This is a genomic window from Deinococcus marmoris (assembly GCF_001949125.1).
Taxonomy (GTDB): Bacteria; Deinococcota; Deinococci; order Deinococcales; family Deinococcaceae; genus Deinococcus; species Deinococcus marmoris_A.
The window spans coordinates 1-23,575 of sequence record NZ_MSTI01000126.1 but is presented as its reverse complement, the minus strand read 5'-3'; the positions used below and the strand labels follow the sequence as shown (position 1 = coordinate 23,575).

The window sequence follows — 23,575 nt, the reverse complement described above, 5'->3', positions numbered from 1 at the left end:
GCTTCAGACACAGTTCGTCGTAGATCTCCCTTCCCACCCGGTCCTGATTCAAGGCGGCGCGTGGAGGTCCGGTTCAGTCCGGCCTCCCGCGCCCTTTTTCTATTCCCGTCTTGCCAGACACTGTCCCTTTCCAAACCCTGTCCCTTTTCAGAACCTGCCCCGGAGGTCCGCATGAACCGTCCCGCCCTGTTGACCCTGGCCCTGCTTTGTCTTTCCAGCCTGTCGTTCACGTCTGCCACATCCGTTCAAACCCAGGGGCAGGCCGTTCAGAATCAGGCTGCCCAGGCCCCCGAACTGCGCCCCAGCCGCAGCCTGCCCGTCAGCGCCGTGTACGCCGGGGCGCTGGCCTTCAGCCCGGATGGCAAGTGGCTGGTCACGGGCGGCGGCGAGGGCCTGATTCAGTGGTGGCCCGTGGGGGGCCAATCTGTGGAAGGTCAGTTGGGGCGCGGCCCCAGCCTGCGCCAGCCGGGGGCGGTCACGGCGCTGGCCTTCAGCCCGGACGGCAGCAAGTTGGCCGCCATCAGCGGGGACGGGCGCGTGCGGGTATGGGCTGTACAGGGCCGCACACTGCTGCTTACGCTGGACCCGCAGACCTATTACGTCACGGCGCTGGCCTTCAGCCCCGACGGGTTGACGCTGGCGACGGCGGGCGGCGACAACAGCGCCCAGGCGAGCGCGGCCAACAGTGTCAAACTGTGGGACCTCGCCAGCGGACGGGTGCAGGGCAGCCTGCGCGGGCACGGCGACGTGGTGACCTCGCTGGCCTTTTCCCCGGATGGCCTCACCCTGGCCAGCGGCAGCCGGGACCGCACGGTGCGGTTATGGGACGTGGCCGGGCAATTGCCCCTGTGGACCCTGAGCGGCCACGCGGATTACGTCAGTGCGGTGGCCTTCAGCCCGGACGGCGCGGCCCTGGCCAGTGGAAGCTTGGACGGCACGGCGCGGCTGTGGAATGTTCAGGATGGAAGGTTGCAACGCGAACTGAGTGCCCCCGGCGGTCCGCTGGAAGCCGTGGCCTTCTCACCGGATGGTCAGCGCCTGCTGACGGGCGCTCAGGACGGGCGGGCAAGGCTGTGGAATGCTCAGAGCGGCGCACCCATCGCCACCCTGGGCCGATTTGGCGACGGCGTGCAGGCGTTGGCCTTCAGCCCGGATGGAACGAGCGCCGCCGCCGCCGGGGGCCGTGACCGCCGCGCGCTGCTGTGGTCTGTGCCCGCCAGCCTTCGCTGAGTGCTTCTTACCAATGCATGAAGGTTGCGGGGGTGGCTGTCAGCCCCGCCTCTCCTTGCGTTAACGTTGCTGTATCGCCCCCCGCGTCACCATCTGATCACAAGGCCCGATCTTAAGGGCGGGGCGTGAGAAGGCCAGCGTGCGCCAGCAAGCCAAACCGACGAGGTTAATACCAGTGAAGAAACGACAGACCGCCGCAAAATTGACCCTGATTTCCGCCCTGCTGGCCCTGTGCGGTTGCTCGTCGCTGCCGCCCGGCGGGGCGCAGGCCGTCAAGCCTGATCAGACCCAGCAGGCCCCGACTCAGCAGGCTCCACAGGCGCAGCAGCCTGTTCGCCCTGGATTCGCGGCGCGGGACACGGCAGCGCAGGCCGATGGGCGCATAGTGGTCCTTGGCGTCAGCGGCGCGAACTATGTCTTTGCGCGCTACGGCGTGGACGGCCAGCCCGATCCGGGTTTCGGCGTGGCGGGTGAGGTCCGGCTGCCCCGCACGGTTCAGACCGGTGCGGACGTTCTGCGGCTGACTGTGCAGCCAGGCGGCAAGCTGCTGGCGCTGGGCGGAAGCGAGGTGCTGCGGCTGTTGCCGGACGGCCAGATCGATTCCGCCTTCGGACAAAACGGACGGGTCACCGCAGGGTTGCCTGCTGCTCCGCAGGCGCTGGCCACCCTGCCCGACGGACGCGTGCTGGTGGCGGGCGGCAGCCGCGAACTGTCGGCGGCCCCGGCGGCCCCGGCCTCTACGCTGGTGCTGACGCGCCTGCTGCCGAACGGACAGCCGGATTCCAGCTTCGGGACGGGCGGACAGGTGGTCACGGCTGTTGACGACTCGGCCTCGGCCTACAGCCTGTGGCCGCTGGCAGGTGGCGGCGCGCTGGTGGGCGGCACGGCGCTGTCGTTTGAAGGCGGTACCTTCAGCCGCTGGGTGGTGGCGAGCTATGCCGCTGGCGGCACGCTGAACTCCGCTTTCGGGGATCAGGGTGTGGCGACGGTGCGGCAGGACCGATTTGCGGCCACCCGGCCCAGCGATCTGGCCGTGGACGCCTCGGGCCGGGTGCTGGCTGCCGGATACCTGGGCAGCGGGGTCTGTACTGCGGCGCGGCTGCTGCCCACAGGCATGATCGATCCCGCCTGGGCCTACGAGAACGCCAGCGCCCTGCGCGTTCTGCCAGACGGCAATGCCCCTGGCAGCGGCGGTGCGAAAACCGGAATTTCCGGGGTCTCGCTGGCGCTGCTGCCCGGCAATGGGGCGGCGCTGGGCGGCTGCGCGCAGTTTGCCCCCGACGCCTCGGGACAAAACCAGATCAAACCGGTCCTGGCCCGTCTGGGGACGAACGGTAGCCCGGACCGCGCTTACGGCAACGAGGGTTTCCAGCCCGTCTCCGACAGCGCCCAGGTCAGGATCACCGCGCAGGAAAAACTGCTGGTGGGCCTGGACCCGATCACCGAAATCGAGCCGTGAGGGCCAGTCAGGGTTCTGGACCTGTCTCCAGGTATCACGCAATACACCAGTGACCAGATCAGAGTTTGGAAAGCCAGCGAGGACACCTCTCCAGAGGGGGCCAGCTCAATGTGGCGGAATCGACTCAGGAGTGAACAATGAATGAACCGACGAATTTTTCTGTGCTGCGGGGCAAGCGCCGCTGGCGTCCAGGCCGCTGGACCCTGGCCGCCCTGCTGGCCCTGACCACAGGTTGCGCGCAGCCCCAGGCAGAAGTTACGCCTCCTAGTGAGATCAAGCCGCCCAGTGACGTCAAGCCGCCTGTGGAGCAGCCGATCACCAAGCCCCTGCCCCCCGCCGACATTCTGCTGAACGCCGATCCGGGCCTGCTGGTCTTCAGCGGCACCAGGGACGGTACCGGGGCTGGGGCCAGCGCCGTGCAGACCGTCGCCTTCGAGAACAGCAGCGGCGCGGCGGTGAAGCTCACCGGACTGACTTTTCTAGGGGACGCAGGAACCTTCGAGCTGGTGTCGCCGCCCGCCTTTCCGCAGACGTTGCTGGCCGGGGCCAGCCTGAACCTGAAGGTGAAGTTGCTGCCGGGGGCCGCGACAGGCGTGCTGCGCTCCACCCTACGCGCCGTGGGAGACAACGCGCCCGTCGGGGAAGTGAACCTCTCCGGGCTGCGCGCCGTCGGTCTGGAAGGCAGCAACGAGCCGCCGCTGGCGCAGATCGTGGACGCCCTGAATTACGGGACGAACGTGGGCAGCAGCGCCCTCATTCTGGGCACTGGCGCTGGACTCATCGGTGACGAGGTGGCGGCACCGATGTTTGAACGCGCCTCGGCAGGTCCGGTGACCCTGCGTCCGGTGGCCCGCTACTCCCCGGACGGTCCCTCGGCCTACGGCAGCTTCGTGCTGGACGGCGGCGCGGTTCGCAGCCAGGAACGCGCGGCGATGGTCTCCAGCGCGCACAACCAGACCCTCAACCCGCCGCTCCAGTCCGGCCAGACCGCCTTCGATCCGGGCAGCGCCGCCTTTGGCATCTATCTGGCCCCCAACGACTACGCCAAGCAGGCCACCTACACCCTGGACCGCCTGAACGCTGGCCCCACCCGCCACGCCGTGCGCGCCTATCCCCTCAAGGACCGCGCCGGAAAGGTCGTGCCAAACAGTTATCTGCTGGCCTTCGAGCCGTCCGAGAACGGCGATTACCAGGATGTGGTGTTCGTGCTGGAAAATGTCCGTCCGGTGGCCGCGCAGTAGCCAAACAGGGAAGGGAAGAGGGGCCAGCAGCGGCGAACGCTCTGGCCCCTCTCTTTTATGCGCTCACCACGCCGCGATGTGTCCGTCCGTGCGGCTTTCGGTGCCGCCTTCCAGCACGCCCGTTTCGGGATTGCGCCAGATGATCTGGCCGCGCCCGAAGGCACTGCCCTCCAGTTGTACGCTGACGTGGTGGCCGCGCGCCGCCAGCTTGCGGGCAAGGTCTGCACCCAGTCCCGCCTCGACCTCCACGCCCAGCCCGGCCAGCCACTGCCAGCGCGGGGCGTCCAGCGCCTGCTGCGGGTTCGTGCCGTAGCGCAGGGTGTTCAGGACCACTTGCAGGTGCCCCTGCGGCTGCATGAAGCCGCCCATCACGCCGAAGGGACCGACGGGTGTGCCGTCGTTGCGGGTCAGAAAGCCGGGGATGATGGTGTGGTAGGGGCGTTTGCCGGGGGCCAGAACGTTGGGGTGGCTGGGTTCCAGGTTGAAGTTGTGGCCCCGGTTATGCAGCCCGATGCCTGTGCCCGGCACCACCACGCCGCTGCCGAAGCCCATGTAATTGCTCTGGATCAGGCTGACCATGTTGCCATCGTCGTCCGCTGTTGCCAGATATACCGTGCCGCCGCTGCTGGGCGCGGAGGTGGCGGGGTCATGGGCGGTCTCTGAGAGAAAGCCCCGGTGTGCGTGCGTGTTCGCCTCCGAGAGCAGGTGTTCCACGTCCACCGGGCTGTGGCGCATATCCGCCACGAACTGGTGCGCGTCGTGGAAACCGCGTTTCATGGCCTCGATCTGGAGGTGCAGCCCGTCCGGGTCGTCGCGGCGGTCCGGCAGAGGCTGGCCTTCCAGAATGTTCAGCGCGATTAGTGCGGCGATGCCCTGGCCGCTGGGCGGAATCTCGTGGACGCGGTGGCCGCCGTACTGCGCGGAGATGGGCGTGACCCATTCACTCTGGTGGGCGGCGAGGTCCTCGGCCCGCAGCAGGCCGCCCGTGGCCCGCGCGTGGGCGTCGATCTGCGCGGCCAGCTCACCCGTGTAAAAAGACTCGCCGTAACTGTCGGCGATCTGCTCCAGCGTGCGGGCCTGATTCTCGCTGCGCCACAGCGCGCCGGGTGCGGGTGCAAAGCCGTCCGGGGCGAAGGTGCGGAACCATTCGTCCATGATCGGCAGCTTCAGCCCCCGGTAGATCTGGATGGCCCGCGCCCAGCCCGCCGACGCGATGGGCGACAGCGGATAGCCCTCCCGCGCGTACCGGATCGCGGGGGCCAGCACCTGCGCGAAGTCCAGCTTGCCGTGCGCCCTGTGCAGATCGGCCCAGCCGCGCACGCCGCCGGGCACGGTCACCGGAGTCCAGCCGTGGCGGGGCATCTCGCCGCCGTGTCTTTCTTGCAGGGCGTCCAGCGTCAGCGCGGCGGGCGCTGCGCCGCTGGCGTTCAGGCCGTGCAGCTTGCCCCCGGCCCACACCAGCGCGAACAGATCGCCGCCGATGCCGTTGGCGGTGGGTTCCAGAACGGTCAGTGCGGCGGCAGTAGCAATCGCAGCGTCCACGGCGTTCCCGCCTGCCTGCAAGACGCTCAGGCCCGCCTGCGCGGCCAGCGGCTGACCGGTGGCCACCATGCCACGCGAGGCGTAGACCGGGCGGCGCACCACCGGGGATTCATTTTGATAGGACATATGGCTTCAAGGGTAGCAGGGTAGGAGGCAGAGCAACGGGTTAATCAATGCCAGACGTGTGACCTGGGATTCGTCAACTGATCTGCGGGCACTGCTCCCAGCGACTCCACCAGCGCCGCCGTGAACGCGCGGATCAGTGGCAATCCGGCCCGCCACGGCAGCGCGGCCACCACCAGGGGACGGGTCAGCGGTTCGGGCAGGGGCAGTGTCACCAGACCGTCCGGCACGGGCAGCAGCGCCAGCCTGGGCATCAGCGTGATGCCCAGGCCGTGGCGCACCATGCCCAGCGTCACGCTGTCCTGCTCGAAGGTGGTGGCCCCGGAGGTCTCGATGCCCAGCCGCCCCAGATACGTCTCGATGCGCTGAAAGCACGCATCTCCCCTGGGCGAGAGCAGCAGCGGCGAATCGGCCAGTTCCTGCACCGTGACCGGCTGGGTGCCGCGCGACTGCGGCGCGATGAACAGGTAATCGTCCAGGAGCAGCGGCGTCAGGCGCAGGTCCGCCGCTGAGTCGCCCTCGATCAGGGCCAGGTCGGCCTGCCCGCTGCGGACCAGATGTTCCCCGGTCCCGGCCCGGTCCCCGTCCAGCAGCCTGACCGTGACCGCCGGGTGCTGCCGCCGGAAGGCCACCAGCACCGGGGGCAGCAGGTGCGTTGCCGCCGAGCGGAAGGACGAGACCCGCAACACGCCCGACAGTTCTCCGTCGTCCTGCGCGGCCAGCAGAACGTCTCCGGCGGCCTGCACGGCGGCGCGGGCATGGGTCACGGCGCGCAGTCCGGCGGGGGTGGGCACGGTGCCTCTGGCGCTGCGGCGCAGCAGCGGGCGGTCTGTCAGGTCTTCCAGTTTGCCCACCGCCTCGCTCAGCGAAGACTGCGAGACATTCAGTTCCGCCGCCGCCTCGCCGAAGCCGCCCGCATCCACCACGGCAATCAGCGCCCGGAGCTGCGCCAGGGTGGGCTGAGCATGGGTGGACGGGGGCTTGGACGGGGCCATATTTCATTGTAGACCACGGGTCAGTTCCAGTTCCTTATTGGTTCTTAGCGTGCCTTATCGGGGAAACCGATGACCTGTGCCCTCCGTGTGGCACGGAACCGATGTCCAAAAGTGGCCCTGAGGAGCAAGCTACGTGCAGGAGAACCACACATGACACTCAACACCCATTCCGCGTCCACCTTCCGCCAGTCCCAGATGCATGCCCCCCAGCCCACGCGTCCGGCCACCCCGTCCAGCGTCCTGCTACTGGAAGCGGTCATGCCCGTGGCAGAACAGACCCTGCCGGTCCTGCCGGGCTGGGAACTGCACATGTGGCCTGTGGCGCGGCTGGGCGACGTGACCCTGGAAGCCCGGCCTCTGCGCCCTGACCTTGGCCCGGATGACCTGCGTACCGCCCTCCAGAACGTGGGCTGGACACCGCTGGGGCGCGTGTGGACGCAGCGAAATTGAGTCTGGAAGCGTTCGCTCCTTACCTTACCCTCTCCCCACGGAGAGGGATTTTTCATTGATCCCTGATGCAGTGGGCGGTGAGCCAATCAGCAAAGAATGCGGGACGCAGCTTCCTTCACTGCGTCCCGCGTTTTACCTCTGGCCTGGAATAGTCCCTGGCCTAGAAAATCCGGGGATTCGGTTCGATGTCCAGCGTGTTGTCAAAATCGGTCTCGTCGGCCCAGACCTTCATGTGGGTCAGGGTGGCGCTGCCGAAAGTGGTGGAAAAGGCCACGTCGCTGGCGTCGCGGCCCTGCGCGATCAGCACGCGGCCCGCACGGGGTTTGTTGTGGCGGGCGTCGAAGGTGCGCCACTGGCCGTCCAGATACGCCTCGAACCACGCGTGGAAGTCCATCGGCACGGGGTCCGGCACGATGTCGATGTCGGGCATGTAGCCGCAGACGTAGCGGGCGGGAATGTTCAGCGCGCGGCAGAAGGCCACGCCCATGTGCGCGAAATCCCGGCACACCGCCTTGCGGCTGTCCAACGCCTGCTTGGCCGTGGTGGAGCTGTTCGAGCCGTAGCCGTAGGCGCACTCGTCGAACAGAAAGTCGCTGATGGCCTGCACCTGCGCCCAGCCCCCGGCGATATGCCCGAAGCGGTCCCACGCCTCGGCGCTGATCAGATCGCTGTCCACGTAACGGCTGGGCAGCAGGTACTGGATGGTCTCGTCGGGCAGGTTCTCCACCATCATCTTTTTCAGGTGCGGCAGTACGGGGTCCGCGTTGCGTGTGATCTCCGCGATCAGGTCGTGCCCGATGGTGAAGGTACCGGGCTGTGCCACCGTGCGCCAGACGGTGTTGCCGTGGCCGTCCACATAGGTATGAATGCCCTCGGCAGCGCCCAGAGGCCGTGAGTCGATGATGCGCTGGCGGGTGCCGGTGGCGTCCAGGCGGTCACCCGGCTGCACCACGAAGAGCATGGGGGTGGGGTACGGCACTTCGAAAGTTAATGAGAACCCGGCCCGCACCCGGACGGGACGGTCAAAGGCGGTGTCCTCTGCGGCGGGAGTGCTGTTGGCCTGTGTCATTCACCGTAGTCTGAGGCTTTTTTGAAAGTCGAATGTGTGAAGCCCGAATGTATGAAGTCTGTGCAGTGGGGCGCAAATCCCGCAGATGCCCGGGGCGCGTTAGCCTGAGTGGCATGAACCGCCTTGCCACCGAATCCAGCCCCTATCTGCGCCAGCACGCCGACAATCCGGTGGACTGGCAGCCCTGGGGCGTAGAAGCCTTCGCCGAGGCGCGTGAGCGGGGTGTGCCGCTGCTGCTGTCGGTGGGCTACTCCACCTGCCACTGGTGCCATGTCATGGCCCACGAGAGCTTCGAGGACACGGCGACGGCAGCCTTTATGAATGAGCATTTCGTGAACGTCAAGGTGGACCGCGAGGAACGCCCCGACGTGGACGCCGTATACATGGCCGCCACCCAGGCCATGACCGGGCAGGGCGGCTGGCCCATGACCGTCTTCCTGACCCCCGAGGCCGAGCCGTTCTACGCCGGAACCTATTTTCCGCCGCGCGACGGTCAGGGCATGCCCAGCTTCATGCGCGTGATGGGCAGCGTGGTCAATGCCTGGACCGGGGACCGCGAGAAGATAGTCGCCAATGCCCAGGCCCTCAGCGCCCACGTCCGCGAGGCCAGCCAGCCGCGCCCGGCGGAGGGAGATCTGCCCGCCGACTTTCTGGAACGCGGTGTGGCGAACCTGCGCCGGGTGTACGACGGCGTTCAGGGCGGTTTTGGCGGCGCACCCAAATTCCCCGCCCCCACCACCCTCGATTTCCTGCTGACGCGTGCGGATGGCCGCAGCATGGCCCTAAGCACCCTGCGTCAGATGGCCCACGGCGGCATTTACGATCAACTGGGCGGAGGCTTTCACCGCTACAGCGTGGATGCCGGGTGGCGCGTGCCGCACTTCGAGAAGATGCTCTACGACAACGCCCAACTGGCCCGCACGTTGCTGCGCGCGTATGGGGTCAGCGGTGACGCCGAATTCGCGCGGCTGGCCCGCGAAACCCTGGCGTACTTGGAACGCGAGATGCTGCACGAGGGCGGCGGCTTTTATAGCGCGCAGGACGCCGATACGAGCGGCGTGGAGGGCCTGACCTTCACCTGGACCCCTGACGAGGTGCGTGCCGTGCTGGGCGACGGCGAGGACTCAGCACTGGCGATGCAGAATCTGGGCATCAGCGACGAGGGCAATTTTCTGGACCCCCACCGTCCCGAATATGGGCGGCGCTCGGTGCCGTTCGTGGCCACCCCGCTGGCCGATCTGGCCGCCCTGCACGGCGACAGTGAGGAACGCATCGGCATGCGGTTGGAGGGGCTGAAAAATCGTCTGCACGCTGCCCGCCAGACCCGCGATCAACCCGGCACCGACAACAAGGTGCTGACCTCCTGGAATGGGCTGGCGCTGGCGGCTTTCGCGGACGCGGCGCGCATCTTGCAGGAGCCGCATTATTTAGAGATTGCGCGCCGCAACGCCGACTTTATCCACGCTGAACTGCGCCTGACCGACGGCACCCTACGCCACACCTGGGGCGGCGGTCAGGCAAAGGTGGAGGGCCTGCTGGAAGATCATGCGCTGTACGGTCTGGGGCTTGTCGCGCTGTTTCAGGCGGGCGGCGACATCGCCCATCTGGAATGGGCACGCGAGTTGTGGGGCGTCGTTCAGCGCGATTTCTGGAACGAGGAGGCGGGCGTTTTCATGGCCTCTGGCGGACGGGCCGAGACGTTGCTGACCCGACAGGCTCCCGGCTTCGACAGTGCGGTTTTAAGCGACAACGCGGCGGCGGCGCTGCTGGCGCTGTGGATGGACCGCTATTTCGCCCTGTCCGGCGCGGAGGAACTGGCCCGCCGCACCGTCCAGAGTTTCCGCACCGATATGCTGGCCGCCAGTGGGGGCTTCGGCGGCTTGTGGCAGGCGTCGGCGTTTCTGGCCGCCCCGCATTCCGAAGTCGCCATCATCGGCACGCCGGAAGAAAGGCGGGAGCTGGAAGCGGTGACTGCCGGGATTTCCTTGCCTTTCACGGCGCTGGCGTTCACGGAGGCGGGTGGGGACTTGCCCGTCTTGCAGGACCGTCCGGGTGGCGGGCTGGGGTATGTCTGCCGCAACCGGAGCTGTGATCTGCCCACGCATGACGCGGCGCAGTTCAGGCGGCAACTGGAGGAACTGGCGAACCAGACCTCCTCCCAGAACTCGGTTTAAAAGCCCCCATACCCGCCGTCCTCCTCCTCGCTCTTGGTGCCGTCGGCGGGGTTGCCCGTTTCCTTCAGGGTAATCAGCTCGTTCTGGCGCACGAAGGCTTCCATGAAGCGGCGCATGACCATCATCTGGGTGCGGTGGGCGTTCAGGGCCGCCAGCTTCTGGTCCTCGTCCTGCTGGTTCAGATCGGCGCGCTGCCAGGGCAGGTGAAAGCCGCGCGGCGAGATCAGCAGCGGAAATCCCTCGTGCAGTCCCTTGGGCACCGGCCATTCCAGCCCGCCGTGGACGATCCAGTAGCGCGCGCGGGAGGTCCAGCCGCGCTGTTTCAGCAGTTGCTGCGTGAACAGGCTGGTGGCGATGTGGTCCCTGTGAAAGTCGCTGGTGGACGGCAGCAGCACTACATCGGGTTTGACCTTATCCAGCACGCTGCCCAGATCGCGGCGCAGGTTGGCTGCCTTGTAAACCGCGCCGGGTGACAGCGCCCGTTCGTAGGGAACGCGCAGCGCCCCCGTGTGCGGCGAACGCACCGGATCGGGACTGTTCCACATCTTCAGCAGTGCGCCGTCCGGGTAGCCCAGAAAGGTGATGTGGCTGGCGGGCACGCCCAGTGCGGCGGCGGCGGCGGCGGCCTCGTCCATGCGGCGGCGGCCCAGTTTCTCGGTGGCCACCAGACGCGGGCGGAAGGTGCGGTCCAGCAACGCGCCGTCCAGCTCGAAGCCGTCGCCGCTGGTGACCCACACGATGTACACCTGCGCCCCGGCCCGCACCGCCCCGGCGATCATGCCGCCGCAGCACAAACTCTCGTCGTCCGGGTGCGGGCTGACCATCAGCACCGTCTGTCCGGCGCGGATGGGCGGCAGCTCCGGCAGGGCGCGCACGGCGGAGACGGCACGCGGGTACAGCACGACCAGCGCCGAACCCGCGTTGATGGCGTAGGCCAGCGCCAGCGCCAGCAGCAGCAGCGCGCCCAGCACCCAGTCTCGCCGCCGACTGCCGAAGCGCCGCCCCCCCAAACCCTGTCCGATCAGCCGTCGCATGGGTTCAGCTTAGCGGCTCAGTTCCCTGACTCCGTCCGGCGAGGCCACGAACGCCCGCTCGGCCATGCCCAGGAACAGGCCGGTCTCCACCACGCCCAGCGTGCCCTTAAGCTGCCTTTCCAGCGCGGCGATATCACCGCCCACCGCCAGTTGCGCGTCGTAGATGTAATTGCCGTTGTCGGTCACGTAGGGCTGCGCGCCGGGCTGCCTCAGCCTTCCGCCGGGGACGATCTGCCGCAGCCGCTCGACGGTACTCAGGAAGCCGAAACGGGCGATCTCGATGGGCAGCGGAGATTTCTCGCCAATTTGCCCCACGATCTTGCTGTGGTCCGCGATGATGATCAGCCGCCGCGCCTGCACCTCGGTCAGCTTCTCGCGCAGCAGTGCGCCGCCCAGTCCCTTGATCAGGTCGAGGTTGGGGGCGATTTCATCCGCGCCGTCGATGGCGATATCCAGCGGGCGCGGGTCCAGGGGTTCCACGGTGATGCCCACCTCGCGCGCCAGAAGGTCACTCGCCTCGCTGGTGGCCACTCCCACGATGCCCGTCAATTCCCCGTTCTGCACCCTGCGCCCGATTTCTTCGATGGCGTATTTGGCAGTGCTGCCCGTGCCCAGGCCCACGCGCATCCCGCTCTCGATCAGGGCGACGGCGCGCAGGGCGGCTTCCTTCTTCAGCGGCTCCAGGTCCACCGTGCGGGGGTCAGGCATTCTTGCTCTGGTCCTTTTCAATCGCCGCCGCCACCGCGTCCGCGTGGCCGTCCACCGACACGGCCAGCCAGCTTTTCACCAGTTTGCCGTCCGGGCCTATCAGGAAGGTCTGGCGCTTGATGCCCTCGGTGACCTTGCCGTACATGTTCTTGGGGCCGTGGGAGCCGATGCTTTTCAGGTACGCGGCGTCCGGGTCGCTCAGCAGCGGAAAGGGCAGGCTGTGCTTCTCGGCAAACTGGGTATGGCTGTCGGCGTCGTCCGCACTGACGCCCACGATGGCCGCGCCCAGAGCTTTGAGCGGCGCGCTGTCGCGGAAATCGCACGCCTCTTTGGTGCAGCCGGGGGTGTCGTCCTTGGGATAGACGTACAGCACCAGATACTTGCCCGCATAGTCGTTCAGGCCGTGCGACTGGCCGGAGGCGTCGTTCAAGGTGAAGTCGGGAAAGGGCTGGCCGGACTGGGGGACGCCGGACTGGGAAACGGGGGCGGAGTCTGTCATGCGCCCAGGGTAACGCGGGGACGGTTCCGCCTACGCCCGATGGCTGAACGCAAGGTTCCCTCAGTGTGTTTTGCAGGGGATGGGTGATTCTCTCCGCTTCCCCGCAGGCGCAGCGCCCCGCCAGATTTCCACCGTTTCCCGCACTTCTCAGCCCCATCACTCGTATGCTGGGGGGGTGAAGCTCGCTCCCTACATTGACCACACCCTGCTGAAAGCCACCGCGACACCCGCCGACATCACTAAACTGTGCCAGGAGGCCCGCGACAACGCCTTCTACGCCGTGTGTGTCAATCCCGTGTACGTGGCCCAGGCCCGCGCCGAGCTGGAAGGCAGTGCCGTGAAAATCGCCACCGTCTGCGGCTTTCCGCTGGGGGCCGTCACTTCCGGCCAGAAAGCCGTGGAGGCCCGCCTGAGCGTCGAAGAAGGTGCCGACGAGGTGGACATGGTCATCCACATCGGCGCGGCGCTGGCCGGGGACTGGGCCACCGTGCAGGCCGACGTTAAGGCGGTGCGACAGGCCATCCCTGACCACGTTCTGAAGGTGATTATCGAGACCTGTTACCTGAACGACGAGCAGAAGCGCGGCGCGACAGAGGCGGCGGTGCAGGGCGGCGCGGATTTCGTCAAGACCAGCACCGGCTTCGGCACCGGGGGCGCGACACTGGAGGACGTGAAGTTGATGCGCGACGTGATCGCGGGCCGCGCGAAGATCAAGGCGGCGGGTGGGGTCCGCAGTGCGGAGGACGCCCACGCCATGATCGAGGCCGGGGCAGACCGCCTGGGCACCTCGGGCGGCGTGGCCCTGGTGGCAGGCGAGCAGAGCGGCGAGGGCTATTGATGGCGGCTCAATTCCCTGAAGTCGTCCTCGCTTCCGGCAGCCCCCGGCGGCGCGAACTGCTGACCCTGCTGGGCGTGGAATTCCGCGTGCAGGTCAGCGGTGAGGACGAGGACAGCTTAGAGACGGACCCGCATAAGTTGGCCGCCGAACTGGCCGCCCTGAAGGGCCGCAGCGTGGCTGCCCTGAATCCCGCCGCACTGGTGATCGCTGCCGATACGGTGGTGGCGGTGGACGGCGTGCTACTTGCCAAGCCTGCCAACTCCACCGAGAACGCTGACTTCCTGCGCCAGCTTTCTGGCCGCACGCATCAGGTCTTCACCGGGGTTTCTGTATTCGTGGGCGGCAACGAGCGCACAGAAGTCGCCCGCACCGACGTGACCTTCCGCACCCTGTCTGAAACTGAGATGGAGTTCTATGCCCAGTCCGGCGAGGGGCTGGACAAGGCCGGGGGCTACGGCGTGCAGGGGCTGGGGCAGGCGCTGGTGTCTCACATTGACGGTGAGTTCTCCAATGTGGTGGGCTTTCCCATGTCGGTGGTCATTGGCCTGCTGCGCGGTCATGGCGTCCCCGTCTGGGGCGCGCTGGCACAGGAGGCTGCTCCGGCGTGACGGGCGCGCGTCCGTTGTGGCTGGTCTTTGCGGGGCTGCTGCTGCTGAGCATGGTGCTGACCCGCTTTCAGGTGGTGCCGCCCACGGCGCTGCGTTCGTTCACCGCGCCCGCGTCGCAGGTGGGCATCGTGGTGGCCGATAACCTGCGCCGCGCCGTGACCACGGTGACCCAGCAACGTGACCTGCGCGCCGAGGTGACCCGGTTGCAGCAGCAGAACGACGTGCTGCGCCAGCGCAACGAACTGCTGACCCGCGAGGCCAGCCGCCTGAAGCAACTGGACATCATCACCCGCACGCAGGCCCCCAACGCGGTGGGCATCGCGCAGGTGATCGCGGTGGACCCCAGCCCGCTGCTGTCAAGATTGACCCTCAACCGGGGCACGCGCGACGGTGTACGTGTCCGCATGCCGGTCACGGTGCCAGGCGGATTGGTGGGGCAGATTACCGGGGTCAGCGCGCGGCAGGCCACGGTGGTCTCGCTGGTGGACCCCGAAAGTACCGTGGGCGTCACGCTTCAGGGCGGTGGCGGCGGGCGCGGACTGGCCCACGGCGTTCCCCCGGACCGCCTGCGCGCCGAATTCTCGCGGGGCGTGCCGATCAAGGCTGGAGACGTGCTGGTGACCTCCAGTCTGGGCGGGGTCTACCCGGTGGGCGTGCGGGTGGGCAAGGTGGAAAAGGTGCTGCCGCTGGGGCCGAACGACGTGAACCGTTCGGTGATCGTCAAGCCTGCCGTGGACCTGGGCGTGGTGGAAGACGTGACCATTCTGGAGGGACTGTGATGTCTGGAGCGGCTGTGATGTCCGGTCTGAGATGCTGAGTCGGCGCGGACTGGGCAAGCGGGGCGGCGGACGCCTGGGCAGCGGTGGCCTGGGCCGGGGCGGCCTCGGCCCGCGCGCCAGCCTGCCGCAACGCGGACCAGCACGGGTGCTGCGGGCCGTGGTCTACGCCGCCCTGCTGATCGCCGTGCAGGGCCTGCTGTCACGGCTGGCCGACTCGGCGGGCATCGCCGCCCCGGACCTGTTCTTGCTGACCGCCGTGGCGCTGGCGTGGCGCATGGTTCCGGCGTGGGCTTTGGTGGCCGCCTACGGCGTCGGGCTGGGGCAGGACCTGCTGGGCGGTGGCGTGCTGGGCCTGCACGCGGCGGGGCTGGCCGGGGCCGTGCTGCTGGTGCTGCTGATTCGCCGATATGTCGCCGATTCCGGCCCGGTGCAGATCGTGCTGAGCGTGATCGTCGCGGTGGCGGGCGAGTGGCTGACCTTCGCGGCGCTGGCGTACTGGCTGCGCTCGGACCTGATCACGGTGAATCTGCTGCTGACCACGATTCCCACCCTGCTGCTGGGTACACTGCTGGCGTATCCGCTGTGGGAGTGGGCCGTGAGTTGGGGCATCGGCCCCCGCCCCGGCCCGCAGGAGAAACTGGCGTGAGGGGGGAGGGGCTTGTGGGGAAGGCGTTTAACTTGAGGCGAGACCGCTCAGCGGCGGCGTCCCCATGAGCCGCGCCGAGAATCCCCTGCACCGTCCTGATCGGCGGCATGAACGGTTAAAGCGTGAGCGTAAGCGGGCCGCGCCGAAGACCGATAAAACTGGGAGGAGCAAGGCCGGGGCCATCGGTAATGGGGCTGGACGGGTGGGCTGGGTGGCCCTCGCCTTCAGCGTGGGGCTGCTGGGACTGGGCGCGCGGCTGTACACCCTCCAGGTCACGCAGCACAGCCAGTACGCGGTGCAGTCGGCCAGCAACTTCCAGCGTGACGAGGTGATCCGTGCCCTGCGCGGCGAGATCCGCACCCGCGACGGCCTGCTGCTGGCCACCAACCGTCTGGCCGTCGATCTGGTCTATACCGGACGCAAGGCGGCTGCGCGCGGCGAGGCCATTCCCGCCTGGGACAAGATCGTCTATCTGGCCGGAATCAAACCCGACGCCCTCAAGGACGGCAGGCCCCGCGAACCGGATTTCAGGAAGGAAACCGAGACCGTGCTGGCCCGCAACGTGTCGCAGGACCGGCTGGCCGCCCTGTACGAATACACCGTCCTGATCCCCAGCCTGGAACTCCGAGAGCGCGTCGAGCGCATCTACCCCGAGGGCAAGATGGCCGCGCACCTGCTGGGCTACGTGCAGGAGGCCAATGACCGTCAGGTCAAGGACGACGGCTACACGGTGGGCGATCTGGTGGGCCGCTCGGGGCTGGAATACAGCCTGCAAAAGACGCTGGAAGGCAAGAACGGCGTGCTGCGGCGCGAGGTCACGGCCACCGGGCGGCCCCTGACTGAACACGTGATCGATCCGGGCCAGCGCGGGCAGGACGTCGTGCTGACCATCGACTCCCGTCTGCAACGTGCCGCCGAGGACGCCCTGCGCGCCGGGCTGGCCGACGTGAACGCGGGCCGCAAGAAGTACGGCAAGCCCCCCGAACCCTTCACGCGCGGGGCGGTGATCGCCATCGATCCGCGCACCAATCAGGTGCTGGCGATGGCCTCCAGCCCGTCCTACGATCCCAACTGGTTTTCACGGGTGCCCAGCCCGGACCCGGCGGCCAAGAACTGGGCGATTGACCCCAACCGCAAGGACGCCGCGCTGGACGCCGTGACCAGCAACCGCGCCGTGCAGGCGTACAACCCCGGCAGCGTCTTCAAGATTGCCACCACCCTGATGTACGTGGAGCGCTGGGGCAATTTCTCGCTGTCCTGCGCGCCAACGTATTACTTCGGGCGGGCGCGCTTCAACAACTGGTCCCACACCAATTTAGGTGTGGTAGACGGGCGCAAGGCGATTGCCTTCTCGTGCAACCCGTGGTACTACGACTCGGCGGTGCGCGCCACGCCGGGGGTGTACTCGCGCCAGCTCAAGTCCCGCCTGACCGAGCTGGGCTACAACCGCCCCACCGGACTGGAAATCGTGGGCGAGAAGACCGGCACGCTGACCGATATCGACGATTACAACACCCCCCAGCACCCGTGGTATCCCGGCTCGGGCCTGAACATGAGCATCGGCCAGGGCGACGTGCTGGTCACGCCCGCGCAACTGATCAAGGTGCTGTCCACCGTCATCAACGAGGGCCAGGAACGCCCATTGACGGTGATTCAGGCGGAAGGCGGCAAGGCCCCCGTGCGCCCCGCGCCCGACAGCGTGATCCGAAACGGCAACAGGGACGTGTTCAAGTTCGTCAAGGAGGGCATGGACTGGACCGTGGGCATCCGGGGCGGCACGGCCAGCACCAAACTAGGGGCCAACCTCTTCCCCGTGGTCACGGCGGGCAAGACCGGCACTGCCGAGAACGGCATCAGCGCCCGCCCCGACAAGGGCTACGCCTACACCCACGCGTGGTACGAGGGCTACGGCCCGGTGAATGATCCCACCTTTGCCGTGGTGTCCTTTTTCCAGAACGGCGGCGAGGGCTACGACGCCGGGATCAACGCCGTCAAGCGCATGTTCGCCGCACGCTGGTGCGTCAATCTGGACGATAAGGCCAGCGCCCTGCCCCTGGATACGCAGCAGCCATGCATGGGCGAGCTGGACCACATGCGCGAGGTCTACAAGGTGCGGGCCGAGCGGCAGGCGGCGAGCGGGGCAGAGCAGCCGTAACGGCCCGCCCATCCGTTGCTCGCACCAGGGCGTTAATCTGAGCGTCCACACAATCCACCACCATTCACCGGGAGGTCCGCCATGTATTTCAAGCGCTTCTACGACACCGATCTGGCGCAGGCGTCCTATCTGCTGGGCTGCCAGAAAACCGGCGAATGTCTGGTCATCGATCCGGTACGCGACATCCAGATTTATCTGGACGAGGCCAGGGCGCAGCGCCTGAGCATCACCCACGTCACCGAAACACACATTCACGCTGATTACCTGAGCGGCAGCCGCGAACTGGCCGCCGCGACGGGCGCGCAGTTGCTGCTCTCGGCGGAAGGCGGGGCGGACTGGACGTATAGATTTGACCACCATCCCCTGCACCACGGCGACAGCTTTAAGATCGGCAACATCAAAATCGAGGTCCGGCACACGCCCGGTCACACCCCGGAAAGCCTCTCGTTCGTGGTCACGGACCTGCCGCGAGGCGACCTGCCCGTGCTGCTGCTCAGCGGCGATTTCGTGTTTGTGGGCGACGTGGGCCGCCCCGATCTGCTGGACGAGGCGGCGGGCGGCGTGGATACCCGTTTTGAGGGCGCGCGGCAGATGTTCGCCTCGCTGCGGGACGGGTTTCTGAGCCTGCCGGACCACGTTCAGGTGTGGCCCGCGCACGGCTCCGGCAGTGCGTGTGGCAAGGCGCTGGGTGCGGTTCCGGCCACCACGGTGGGCTACGAGCGGGCGCTGGCGTGGTGGTCCCCTCTCGTCCAGGGCGGTGACGAGCAGGCGTTTACCAATGAACTGCTGAGCGGCCAGCCCGACGCACCCGCGTACTACGCCCGCATGAAGCGGCAGAACAGGGAAGGCCCGGCAGTGCTGGGGACGCTGGAGCCTCTGCCAGAGCTGAGCGCCGCCGAGGCTAACTCTCGCCTGAAAGGTGGCGCACGCCTGATCGACACCCGCCCCCGCGCCGAGTACCAGCGGGCCGCGCCCACGAACAGCATTCATCTGCCAGACAGCAACACCCTGGAAACCTGGGCGGGCTGGCTGCTGGACCCGGAGCGCGAGTACGTGCTGCTGGCTCCTGCCGGGCGTGCCGAGGCGCTGCGCCGCCGTCTGTGGATGGTGGGTGTGGACCGGGTGATCGGATTTACTGGGTCTGCCGATGATCTGCTTGCCGAACCGGCCCAGCCCTTCCCCGCCGCCGAACTGCCCCAGCACGCCGACGCCCTGATTCTGGATGTTCGCAGCAGGAATGAACACGCACAGGGGGCCATTCCCGGCAGCCGCCAGCTCCACGCGGGCCGCCTGCCCGTTTCTCTGGCTGAGCTGCCGCGTGACCGCGAGATCGTCGTCCATTGCCAGAGTGGAGCGCGCAGCGCCGCCGCCGCCAGCCTGCTACGCGCCGAGGGCTTCAGGGTGTCTGAACTGGCCGGGGGCTACGAGGCGTGGGCGGCAGGATAGCCCCGCGTTTAGCCGTTTTCTTCCTTACCCGACAGCGTTTCCGGCTTGCCCATGAACAGGTTGTTGATGGACTCGCACAGCGTCGGGTGAGACAGCGTGGCGTTGCGGAGGTCCGCGCTGCTCAGGCCGCCTATCATGGCCAGTTGCAGGGCGCTCATGACCTCGCCGCCCTCGGAACCCAGCACGGTGGCCCCCAGCAGCAGATCGGTGGCGTCGTCCACCACGCAGCGCATCAGGCCCGCCGTCTCGCCGGTCTCGATGGCGCGGGCCACGCTGGACATGGGCAGGGTGTAGATGCGGGTGGGGCGGCCCAGCTTCCGCGCGCCCTGACGGTCCAGACCCACGCGCCCCAGTTGCGGATCGGTGAAGAGGGTGTACGGCACGGGCCGCTCGTGGAAGTCACGCTCCTTGCCGTGCAGCAGCGCGTCGCGCACGATGCGGAAGTCGTCGTAGGAAATGTGGGTGAAGGCGGGGCCACCCTTGATGTCGCCCAGCGCGTACACGTTCTCGGCGGCCCGCAGGTGCTGATCCACCACAATCTCGCCGTGCTTGCCCAGCTTCGCGCCCGTCGCCTCCACGTTCAATCCGCCCGTGTTGGGCGTGCGGCCCACGGCCACCAGCAGATGTGAGCCAGTCAGGGTTTGCGGCTCGTTGCCCTGACGAATGTCCAGCTTGATCTCGCCGTCCTTTTTGTGGGTCTGGATGGCCTCTGCGCCCAGCAAAAAGGTCACGCCCTCGTCTTCCAGCACCGTTTGCAGCGCGGCGGCCACGTCCTCGTCCTCGCGGGGCAGCAGGCGTTCGCCAGTTTCCACCACGGTCACGCGGCTGCCCAGGCGGGCGTACAGTTGCGCGAATTCCAGGCTGATGTAGCCGCCGCCCAGGATCAGCAGGTGGGCGGGCAGCTCGCGCAGCAGCAGGATGTCGCGCGAGGTCATCGCGCCTACGTCGCGCACGCCCGGCAACTCCGGCCAGCGCGGACTGGCCCCGGCGTTGATGAACACGTAGTCGGCGCTGAGCTGCCGGGTGCCGCCGCCGTTCAGGGTGACCTCCACCTGCCGCACGCCCGTAAACCGCGCCTGACCGTCCAGCAGTTCTACCCCGGCTTTCAGCACGCCGGAGCGGCTGCCCTCGCGGAAGTCCTTCACGATGCCCTGCACGCGGTCCACAATCCCGTTCAGGTCCACTTGCACCGGCCCGGCACTCACGCCCAGCGCCCCGGAGGTGCGGGCCACATGCGCGGCGCGGGCGCTGGCGATCATGGCCTTGGTGGGGGTGCAGCCCTCGTTGATGCATGTGCCGCCCACATGCTCGCGCTCGATCAGCGTGACCTGCCAGCCCGCCTTTGCCAGCGCCCCGGCCAGCGGTCCGCCCGCCTGCCCCGCGCCGATGACCAGCGCCGTGGTGGCTGGGGAGGAAGGATCGGAAGACTTGTTGCTGTGGGTCATGGAAGCTCCTTGTGGGCCGTTGCGAGGTGAGGCCGGGCCAGTGAGCTTACGTCAGCGGGCCTGAAAGCGTTCAAAGTACCTGCACGGGAAGGGGTGCGTCTGGAATGTTTCCCCCCTCACGGGCTGACGTGGCAAAGGCGCAGGGCACTTGCGTCTCTGTGCCAGTTCGATTTTCCTGCGCTCAGCGGACGCTACAGGTGAATTCTGGTGCGGCGCGGCAAACGATACTGGTGTCCTCGTGGGCATTGACGCGCACCAGCAGGGTCTCGGTGCGGGCGGCGGGGTCCAGCGGCACCACGTTGACATTGATCACGCCGGGGCGCACCCGGACGCGCAGGGGCGTGCCGCCTGCCCCCTGACCCTCGATCAGCACGCGGGCGGGGACGTCGCTGTCCACCCGCAGGCCGCCGGTTTCGCGGTTCAGGCTGGCGCTCACCTGCGTGGTGGCGTCTGGCCGGACCGTTACGCTCTGGGACACGCTGTCGTACCCGTCGCGCGATACTTCCACCGTCACCCGGCCCTCGGGCACGTCACGCAGGGTCAGGGGCGTATTGCCCACCCGGCGGCCATCCACCCGCACCTCCGAGCCGGACGGAGAGGCATTGACCGCCACGCTGCCAAAGCTGACCACGCGGTAGACCGTGGTGGCCACCGTGTAACTTCCGGTGGGCAGGGGAGCCGCCGCCTGCTGCACCACGCGCGCCACCTCGTCCAGCGAACGCGCGCCCGCCGCCGCACCCAGGTTCAGCGGTTGCAGGCTGGTCACGGTGAAGACCTGCGTGAAGCCCCGCGTGCCCGGCAACGTCACCGCGACAGACGTGTCTGCCGCAACCGCGCCTACCGGAAAGACCTGCGCGCCGCCGGACTGTGGCACCAGCACCGCCGTCACGAAGGCGGGGCGATCCGTGCGCAGTTGCAGGGCCGATGGACCGGGCGAGCGGTACAGGCCACCCTCACCAGTCACCGCCTGTACGGGCGCGGGGGTCAGGGCGGTTTGAACCTGGACCTGGGCATTGGGCTGTGCGCGCAGGGGGGCAGGCACGCAGGCGCTCAGCAGACCAGTCAGGAGCGCCCCCACCGAGAACAGACGAACGACGCGGCGATTCATGGCGACAGAATAGAAGATTGCTGCCCGACAATTCGGCAGCAGGACACCAAAAAACTGACCCCGGGTGCGCCTGGGGTCAGTCTCGTTGCCTCTAAAATTAAGGCAGGCGCTTCATGATGGACTGAAGGCTGGCGCTGTCGGCCCAGGCCATGCCCTTTTCCACGTACATGCGGGTCATGTCGGTGTCGCCGCGCTGCAAGGCCAGGTAGGCCAGCTTGGCGGCGCTCAGGGACGCCCACTGCTTCTCGGTGTCGTTCAGGTCGCCCAGACGGTCCCAGGCGTTGTAGGCGTTGATCCACCACTGGGTCTTGGTGTAGAGCTGCGCGAGGTACGCGTTGTAGTCGCGGTTGGTGGCTTCCATGCTGGCGGCGTAGTACGAGTGGTCCACGGCGGCCTTCCACAGCGTGCGGTCGTAGAACGAAACCGGGTAGGCCACGTCGGCCTGCACGGCGAATTCCTGCGCCTTGGCGTAGTTCTCGGACGCGCTCATGGAAGCCGGTCCCATCATCGGCATGGTCTCCATGGTTGCGGGGGCGGGGGTGGTGTCCTGCGCGGCGGCCAGGCCAGTCAACGCGAACGCGGTCAGCATGAGAATTTTCTTCATAACGTCAATCATCTTAGGCCGTACCCTGGCAGGCGTCCACGCCCCTCCCCACCTATTCACCATTGCGTAAAGGCAATGTAAAGGAGCTTACCTTTAGATGAGGAACTTTCTTGACCACCCTGCCCGGAAGTCCGCCGTCCTGAGCGCCCGTTTGCTGGCCGTGCTGTGCGCTGCCGCCGTGCTTTCTCCTGCCCAGGCCCAGACCTCAAGCTCGACCTCAAATACACAGACCTCAAATACACAGGTCACGCCCGCACCCGGCTTGTCCGTGCCACAGTTCAAACCTCCCAAAGTCGACTGGACCAAAGAGTTGCGCGTGATCTCGGGGGTTTCGGTGGCGGGGGGCGGCGATCTGGTCTTTATCGGCAGCGACGCGCGCATCCACCGCACCGACGCCGGGGGCACAGAGCTGTGGAATTACGCGGCGGGCGATCTGGGCCGCGCCTACCCGGTCATCACCCCGCAGGGAAACGTGATCGCGGCCAGTTACGACGATTCCCTGTATGTGCTGGACCCGGCAGGCAAACTGCTGTGGAAGGTCCGGCTGGACGGCGACATCTTTGCCACGCCCGCCCTGCGTGCCGACGGCAGCGTGATCGCTGCCACGGCGGGCGGCACGGTCCACGCCCTGAGTGCGGAGGGCAAGACCCTGTGGACCTTCAAGGCCGGTGCGCCCGTGTTCAGCAGCCCGGCCATCGCTGCCGACGGAACCATCTATCTGGGCACCCAGGGCAGCCAGCTTCTGGCGCTGACCCCTGGCGGCAAACTGAAATGGAGTTTCCGCGCCGGATCGCTGGTGTTCAGCAGCCCGGCCATCGACGCGGCGGGCAACATCTATTTCGGCTCCAGTGACCGCAAGCTGTACGCGCTGGACCCGGCAGGCCAATTGCGCTGGACCCGCCAGACTGGGCTGTTCGTGAACGCCAGTCCCATCGTGACCAGCACCGGGCTGGTGGTGGTGGGCAGTTACGACGGCAAGGTCTACGCGGTGGGCACCGACGGTCAGGACGCCTGGACCTACGCCACCGGTTCGCCTGTGGCCGCCCCCGCCGCCGAACTCAGCGACGGCACGGTGGTGGTCCCGGACCTGAGCGGCACCATTCACGCCATCAGCGCAGGAGGGCAGGCGCTGTGGCAACTGCGGACCGGCAAGAAGATGGATCTGGGCGTGACCGTCAGCGATGCGGGCACGCTGTACTTCGTCACCGAGGGCGGCGGTCTGAACGCCGTGCGGGGCGTGCGTCCGCTGGCGGTGGGGCCGTGGACCACCTTCCACGCCCTGCCCAGCGCCGTGGGCCGCGCGCCCAGCGCCGTGGAACTGGCTGCCGCCGCCCAGGCCCGCAAGGGGGCTGCGAGCGCCGCCCTGACCGCCCTGACGCCGCTTGCACCTGTGGCCGCCGCCCCTCCCGCTCCCACACCCAC

21 protein-coding genes are annotated in these 23,575 nt (G+C 67.7%); 12 read left to right on the top strand and 9 right to left on the bottom strand.

The window, feature by feature from the left end:
* The first annotated feature begins 171 nt into the window (after positions 1 to 171).
* From BOO71_RS18225 to BOO71_RS18215, 3 genes are all read left to right on the top strand, one after another.
* Positions 172 to 1,230 (top strand): WD40 repeat domain-containing protein, encoded by a 1,059-nt coding sequence (locus BOO71_RS18225; RefSeq protein WP_075834762.1) that lies wholly within the window; start codon positions 172 to 174, stop codon positions 1,228 to 1,230.
* Between the two features lie 175 nt (positions 1,231 to 1,405).
* Entirely contained in the window at positions 1,406 to 2,689 is a 1,284-nt protein-coding gene (locus tag BOO71_RS18220) for a hypothetical protein (protein ID WP_075834760.1), read from the top strand.
* Positions 2,690 to 2,826: 137 nt separating this feature from the next.
* Entirely contained in the window at positions 2,827 to 3,930 is a 1,104-nt protein-coding gene (locus BOO71_RS18215) for a hypothetical protein (protein ID WP_075834758.1), read from the top strand.
* A gap of 63 nt (positions 3,931 to 3,993) precedes the next feature.
* Here the strand turns inward: BOO71_RS18215 and BOO71_RS18210 are convergent, their stop codons facing one another.
* Positions 3,994 to 5,598, bottom strand: a complete 1,605-nt coding sequence (locus tag BOO71_RS18210; RefSeq protein WP_075834756.1) for a gamma-glutamyltransferase family protein — start codon at positions 5,596 to 5,598, stop codon at positions 3,994 to 3,996.
* Between the two features lie 44 nt (positions 5,599 to 5,642).
* Positions 5,643 to 6,590 carry a LysR family transcriptional regulator gene (locus BOO71_RS18205; protein WP_075834755.1) on the bottom strand — a complete coding sequence of 316 codons (948 nt, stop codon included), beginning with the start codon at positions 6,588 to 6,590 and terminating at the stop codon, positions 5,643 to 5,645.
* Between the two features lie 150 nt (positions 6,591 to 6,740).
* Between BOO71_RS18205 and BOO71_RS18200 the strand changes: the two genes are divergently transcribed.
* Positions 6,741 to 7,040, top strand: coding sequence for a hypothetical protein (locus BOO71_RS18200; RefSeq protein WP_075834753.1), 300 nt, complete (start codon positions 6,741 to 6,743; stop codon positions 7,038 to 7,040).
* A gap of 160 nt (positions 7,041 to 7,200) precedes the next feature.
* Here BOO71_RS18200 and BOO71_RS18195 read toward each other — a convergent pair whose 3' ends face one another.
* The gene (locus tag BOO71_RS18195; RefSeq protein ID WP_075834752.1) at positions 7,201 to 8,109 is read right to left on the bottom strand and encodes a transglutaminase-like domain-containing protein; all 909 of its coding nucleotides are present in this window, start codon (positions 8,107 to 8,109) and stop codon (positions 7,201 to 7,203) included.
* Positions 8,110 to 8,222: 113 nt separating this feature from the next.
* Here BOO71_RS18195 and BOO71_RS18190 point away from each other — a divergent pair, with 113 nt between their 5' ends.
* The gene (locus tag BOO71_RS18190; protein WP_075834750.1) at positions 8,223 to 10,283 is read left to right on the top strand and encodes a thioredoxin domain-containing protein; all 2,061 of its coding nucleotides are present in this window, start codon (positions 8,223 to 8,225) and stop codon (positions 10,281 to 10,283) included.
* On the opposite strand, the gene BOO71_RS18185 is transcribed toward BOO71_RS18190, so the two are convergent.
* Genes BOO71_RS18185 through BOO71_RS18175 form a run of 3 tightly spaced genes read right to left on the bottom strand, consistent with a single transcriptional unit; the run spans position 10,280 to position 12,524 of the window.
* The gene (locus BOO71_RS18185; protein ID WP_075834748.1) at positions 10,280 to 11,317 is read right to left on the bottom strand and encodes a PIG-L deacetylase family protein; all 1,038 of its coding nucleotides are present in this window, start codon (positions 11,315 to 11,317) and stop codon (positions 10,280 to 10,282) included. The two genes, BOO71_RS18190 and BOO71_RS18185, sit on opposite strands and share 4 nt — an antisense overlap.
* A 9-nt stretch (positions 11,318 to 11,326) precedes the next feature.
* Positions 11,327 to 12,025 carry a ribose 5-phosphate isomerase A gene (gene rpiA, locus BOO71_RS18180; protein WP_075834747.1) on the bottom strand — a complete coding sequence of 233 codons (699 nt, stop codon included), beginning with the start codon at positions 12,023 to 12,025 and terminating at the stop codon, positions 11,327 to 11,329.
* Positions 12,018 to 12,524 (bottom strand): peroxiredoxin, encoded by a 507-nt coding sequence (locus tag BOO71_RS18175; RefSeq protein ID WP_075834745.1) that lies wholly within the window; start codon positions 12,522 to 12,524, stop codon positions 12,018 to 12,020. Before BOO71_RS18175 ends, rpiA begins: the two co-directional genes overlap by 8 nt.
* Positions 12,525 to 12,699: 175 nt before the next feature.
* On the opposite strand from BOO71_RS18175, the gene deoC reads away from it, so the two are divergent.
* The 6 genes from deoC to BOO71_RS18145 all read left to right on the top strand — a co-directional run bounded on the left by deoC (position 12,700) and on the right by BOO71_RS18145 (position 18,996).
* On the top strand, positions 12,700 to 13,362 hold the full coding sequence (gene deoC, locus BOO71_RS18170; RefSeq protein WP_075834743.1) for a deoxyribose-phosphate aldolase: 663 nt from the start codon (positions 12,700 to 12,702) through the stop codon (positions 13,360 to 13,362).
* Positions 13,362 to 13,970, top strand: coding sequence for a Maf family nucleotide pyrophosphatase (locus BOO71_RS18165; protein WP_075834741.1), 609 nt, complete (start codon positions 13,362 to 13,364; stop codon positions 13,968 to 13,970). Before deoC ends, BOO71_RS18165 begins: the two co-directional genes overlap by 1 nt.
* Entirely contained in the window at positions 13,967 to 14,749 is a 783-nt protein-coding gene (gene mreC, locus BOO71_RS18160; RefSeq protein WP_075834739.1) for a rod shape-determining protein MreC, read from the top strand. Before BOO71_RS18165 ends, mreC begins: the two co-directional genes overlap by 4 nt.
* 31 nt (positions 14,750 to 14,780) lie before the next feature.
* Positions 14,781 to 15,395 (top strand): Rod shape-determining protein MreD, encoded by a 615-nt coding sequence (locus BOO71_RS18155; RefSeq protein ID WP_254843210.1) that lies wholly within the window; start codon positions 14,781 to 14,783, stop codon positions 15,393 to 15,395.
* A gap of 64 nt (positions 15,396 to 15,459) precedes the next feature.
* Positions 15,460 to 17,550 carry a peptidoglycan D,D-transpeptidase FtsI family protein gene (locus tag BOO71_RS18150; protein ID WP_075834737.1) on the top strand — a complete coding sequence of 697 codons (2,091 nt, stop codon included), beginning with the start codon at positions 15,460 to 15,462 and terminating at the stop codon, positions 17,548 to 17,550.
* A gap of 81 nt (positions 17,551 to 17,631) precedes the next feature.
* Positions 17,632 to 18,996 (top strand): MBL fold metallo-hydrolase, encoded by a 1,365-nt coding sequence (locus BOO71_RS18145; protein ID WP_075834735.1) that lies wholly within the window; start codon positions 17,632 to 17,634, stop codon positions 18,994 to 18,996.
* An 8-nt stretch (positions 18,997 to 19,004) separates the two neighbouring features.
* On the opposite strand, the gene BOO71_RS18140 is transcribed toward BOO71_RS18145, so the two are convergent.
* The 3 genes from BOO71_RS18140 to BOO71_RS18130 all read right to left on the bottom strand — a co-directional run bounded on the left by BOO71_RS18140 (position 19,005) and on the right by BOO71_RS18130 (position 22,153).
* Positions 19,005 to 20,441 (bottom strand): mercuric reductase, encoded by a 1,437-nt coding sequence (locus BOO71_RS18140; RefSeq protein ID WP_075834733.1) that lies wholly within the window; start codon positions 20,439 to 20,441, stop codon positions 19,005 to 19,007.
* 181 nt (positions 20,442 to 20,622) lie between these two features.
* Positions 20,623 to 21,549, bottom strand: a complete 927-nt coding sequence (locus BOO71_RS18135; protein WP_075834730.1) for a PEGA domain-containing protein — start codon at positions 21,547 to 21,549, stop codon at positions 20,623 to 20,625.
* Positions 21,550 to 21,646: 97 nt separating this feature from the next.
* The gene (locus BOO71_RS18130) at positions 21,647 to 22,153 is read right to left on the bottom strand and encodes a hypothetical protein (RefSeq protein WP_226342573.1); all 507 of its coding nucleotides are present in this window, start codon (positions 22,151 to 22,153) and stop codon (positions 21,647 to 21,649) included.
* Between the two features lie 97 nt (positions 22,154 to 22,250).
* Here BOO71_RS18130 and BOO71_RS18125 point away from each other — a divergent pair.
* Positions 22,251 to 23,575, top strand: a 1,325-nt coding sequence (locus tag BOO71_RS18125) for an outer membrane protein assembly factor BamB family protein (protein ID WP_075834726.1), incomplete at its 3' end; no start/stop codon positions are given.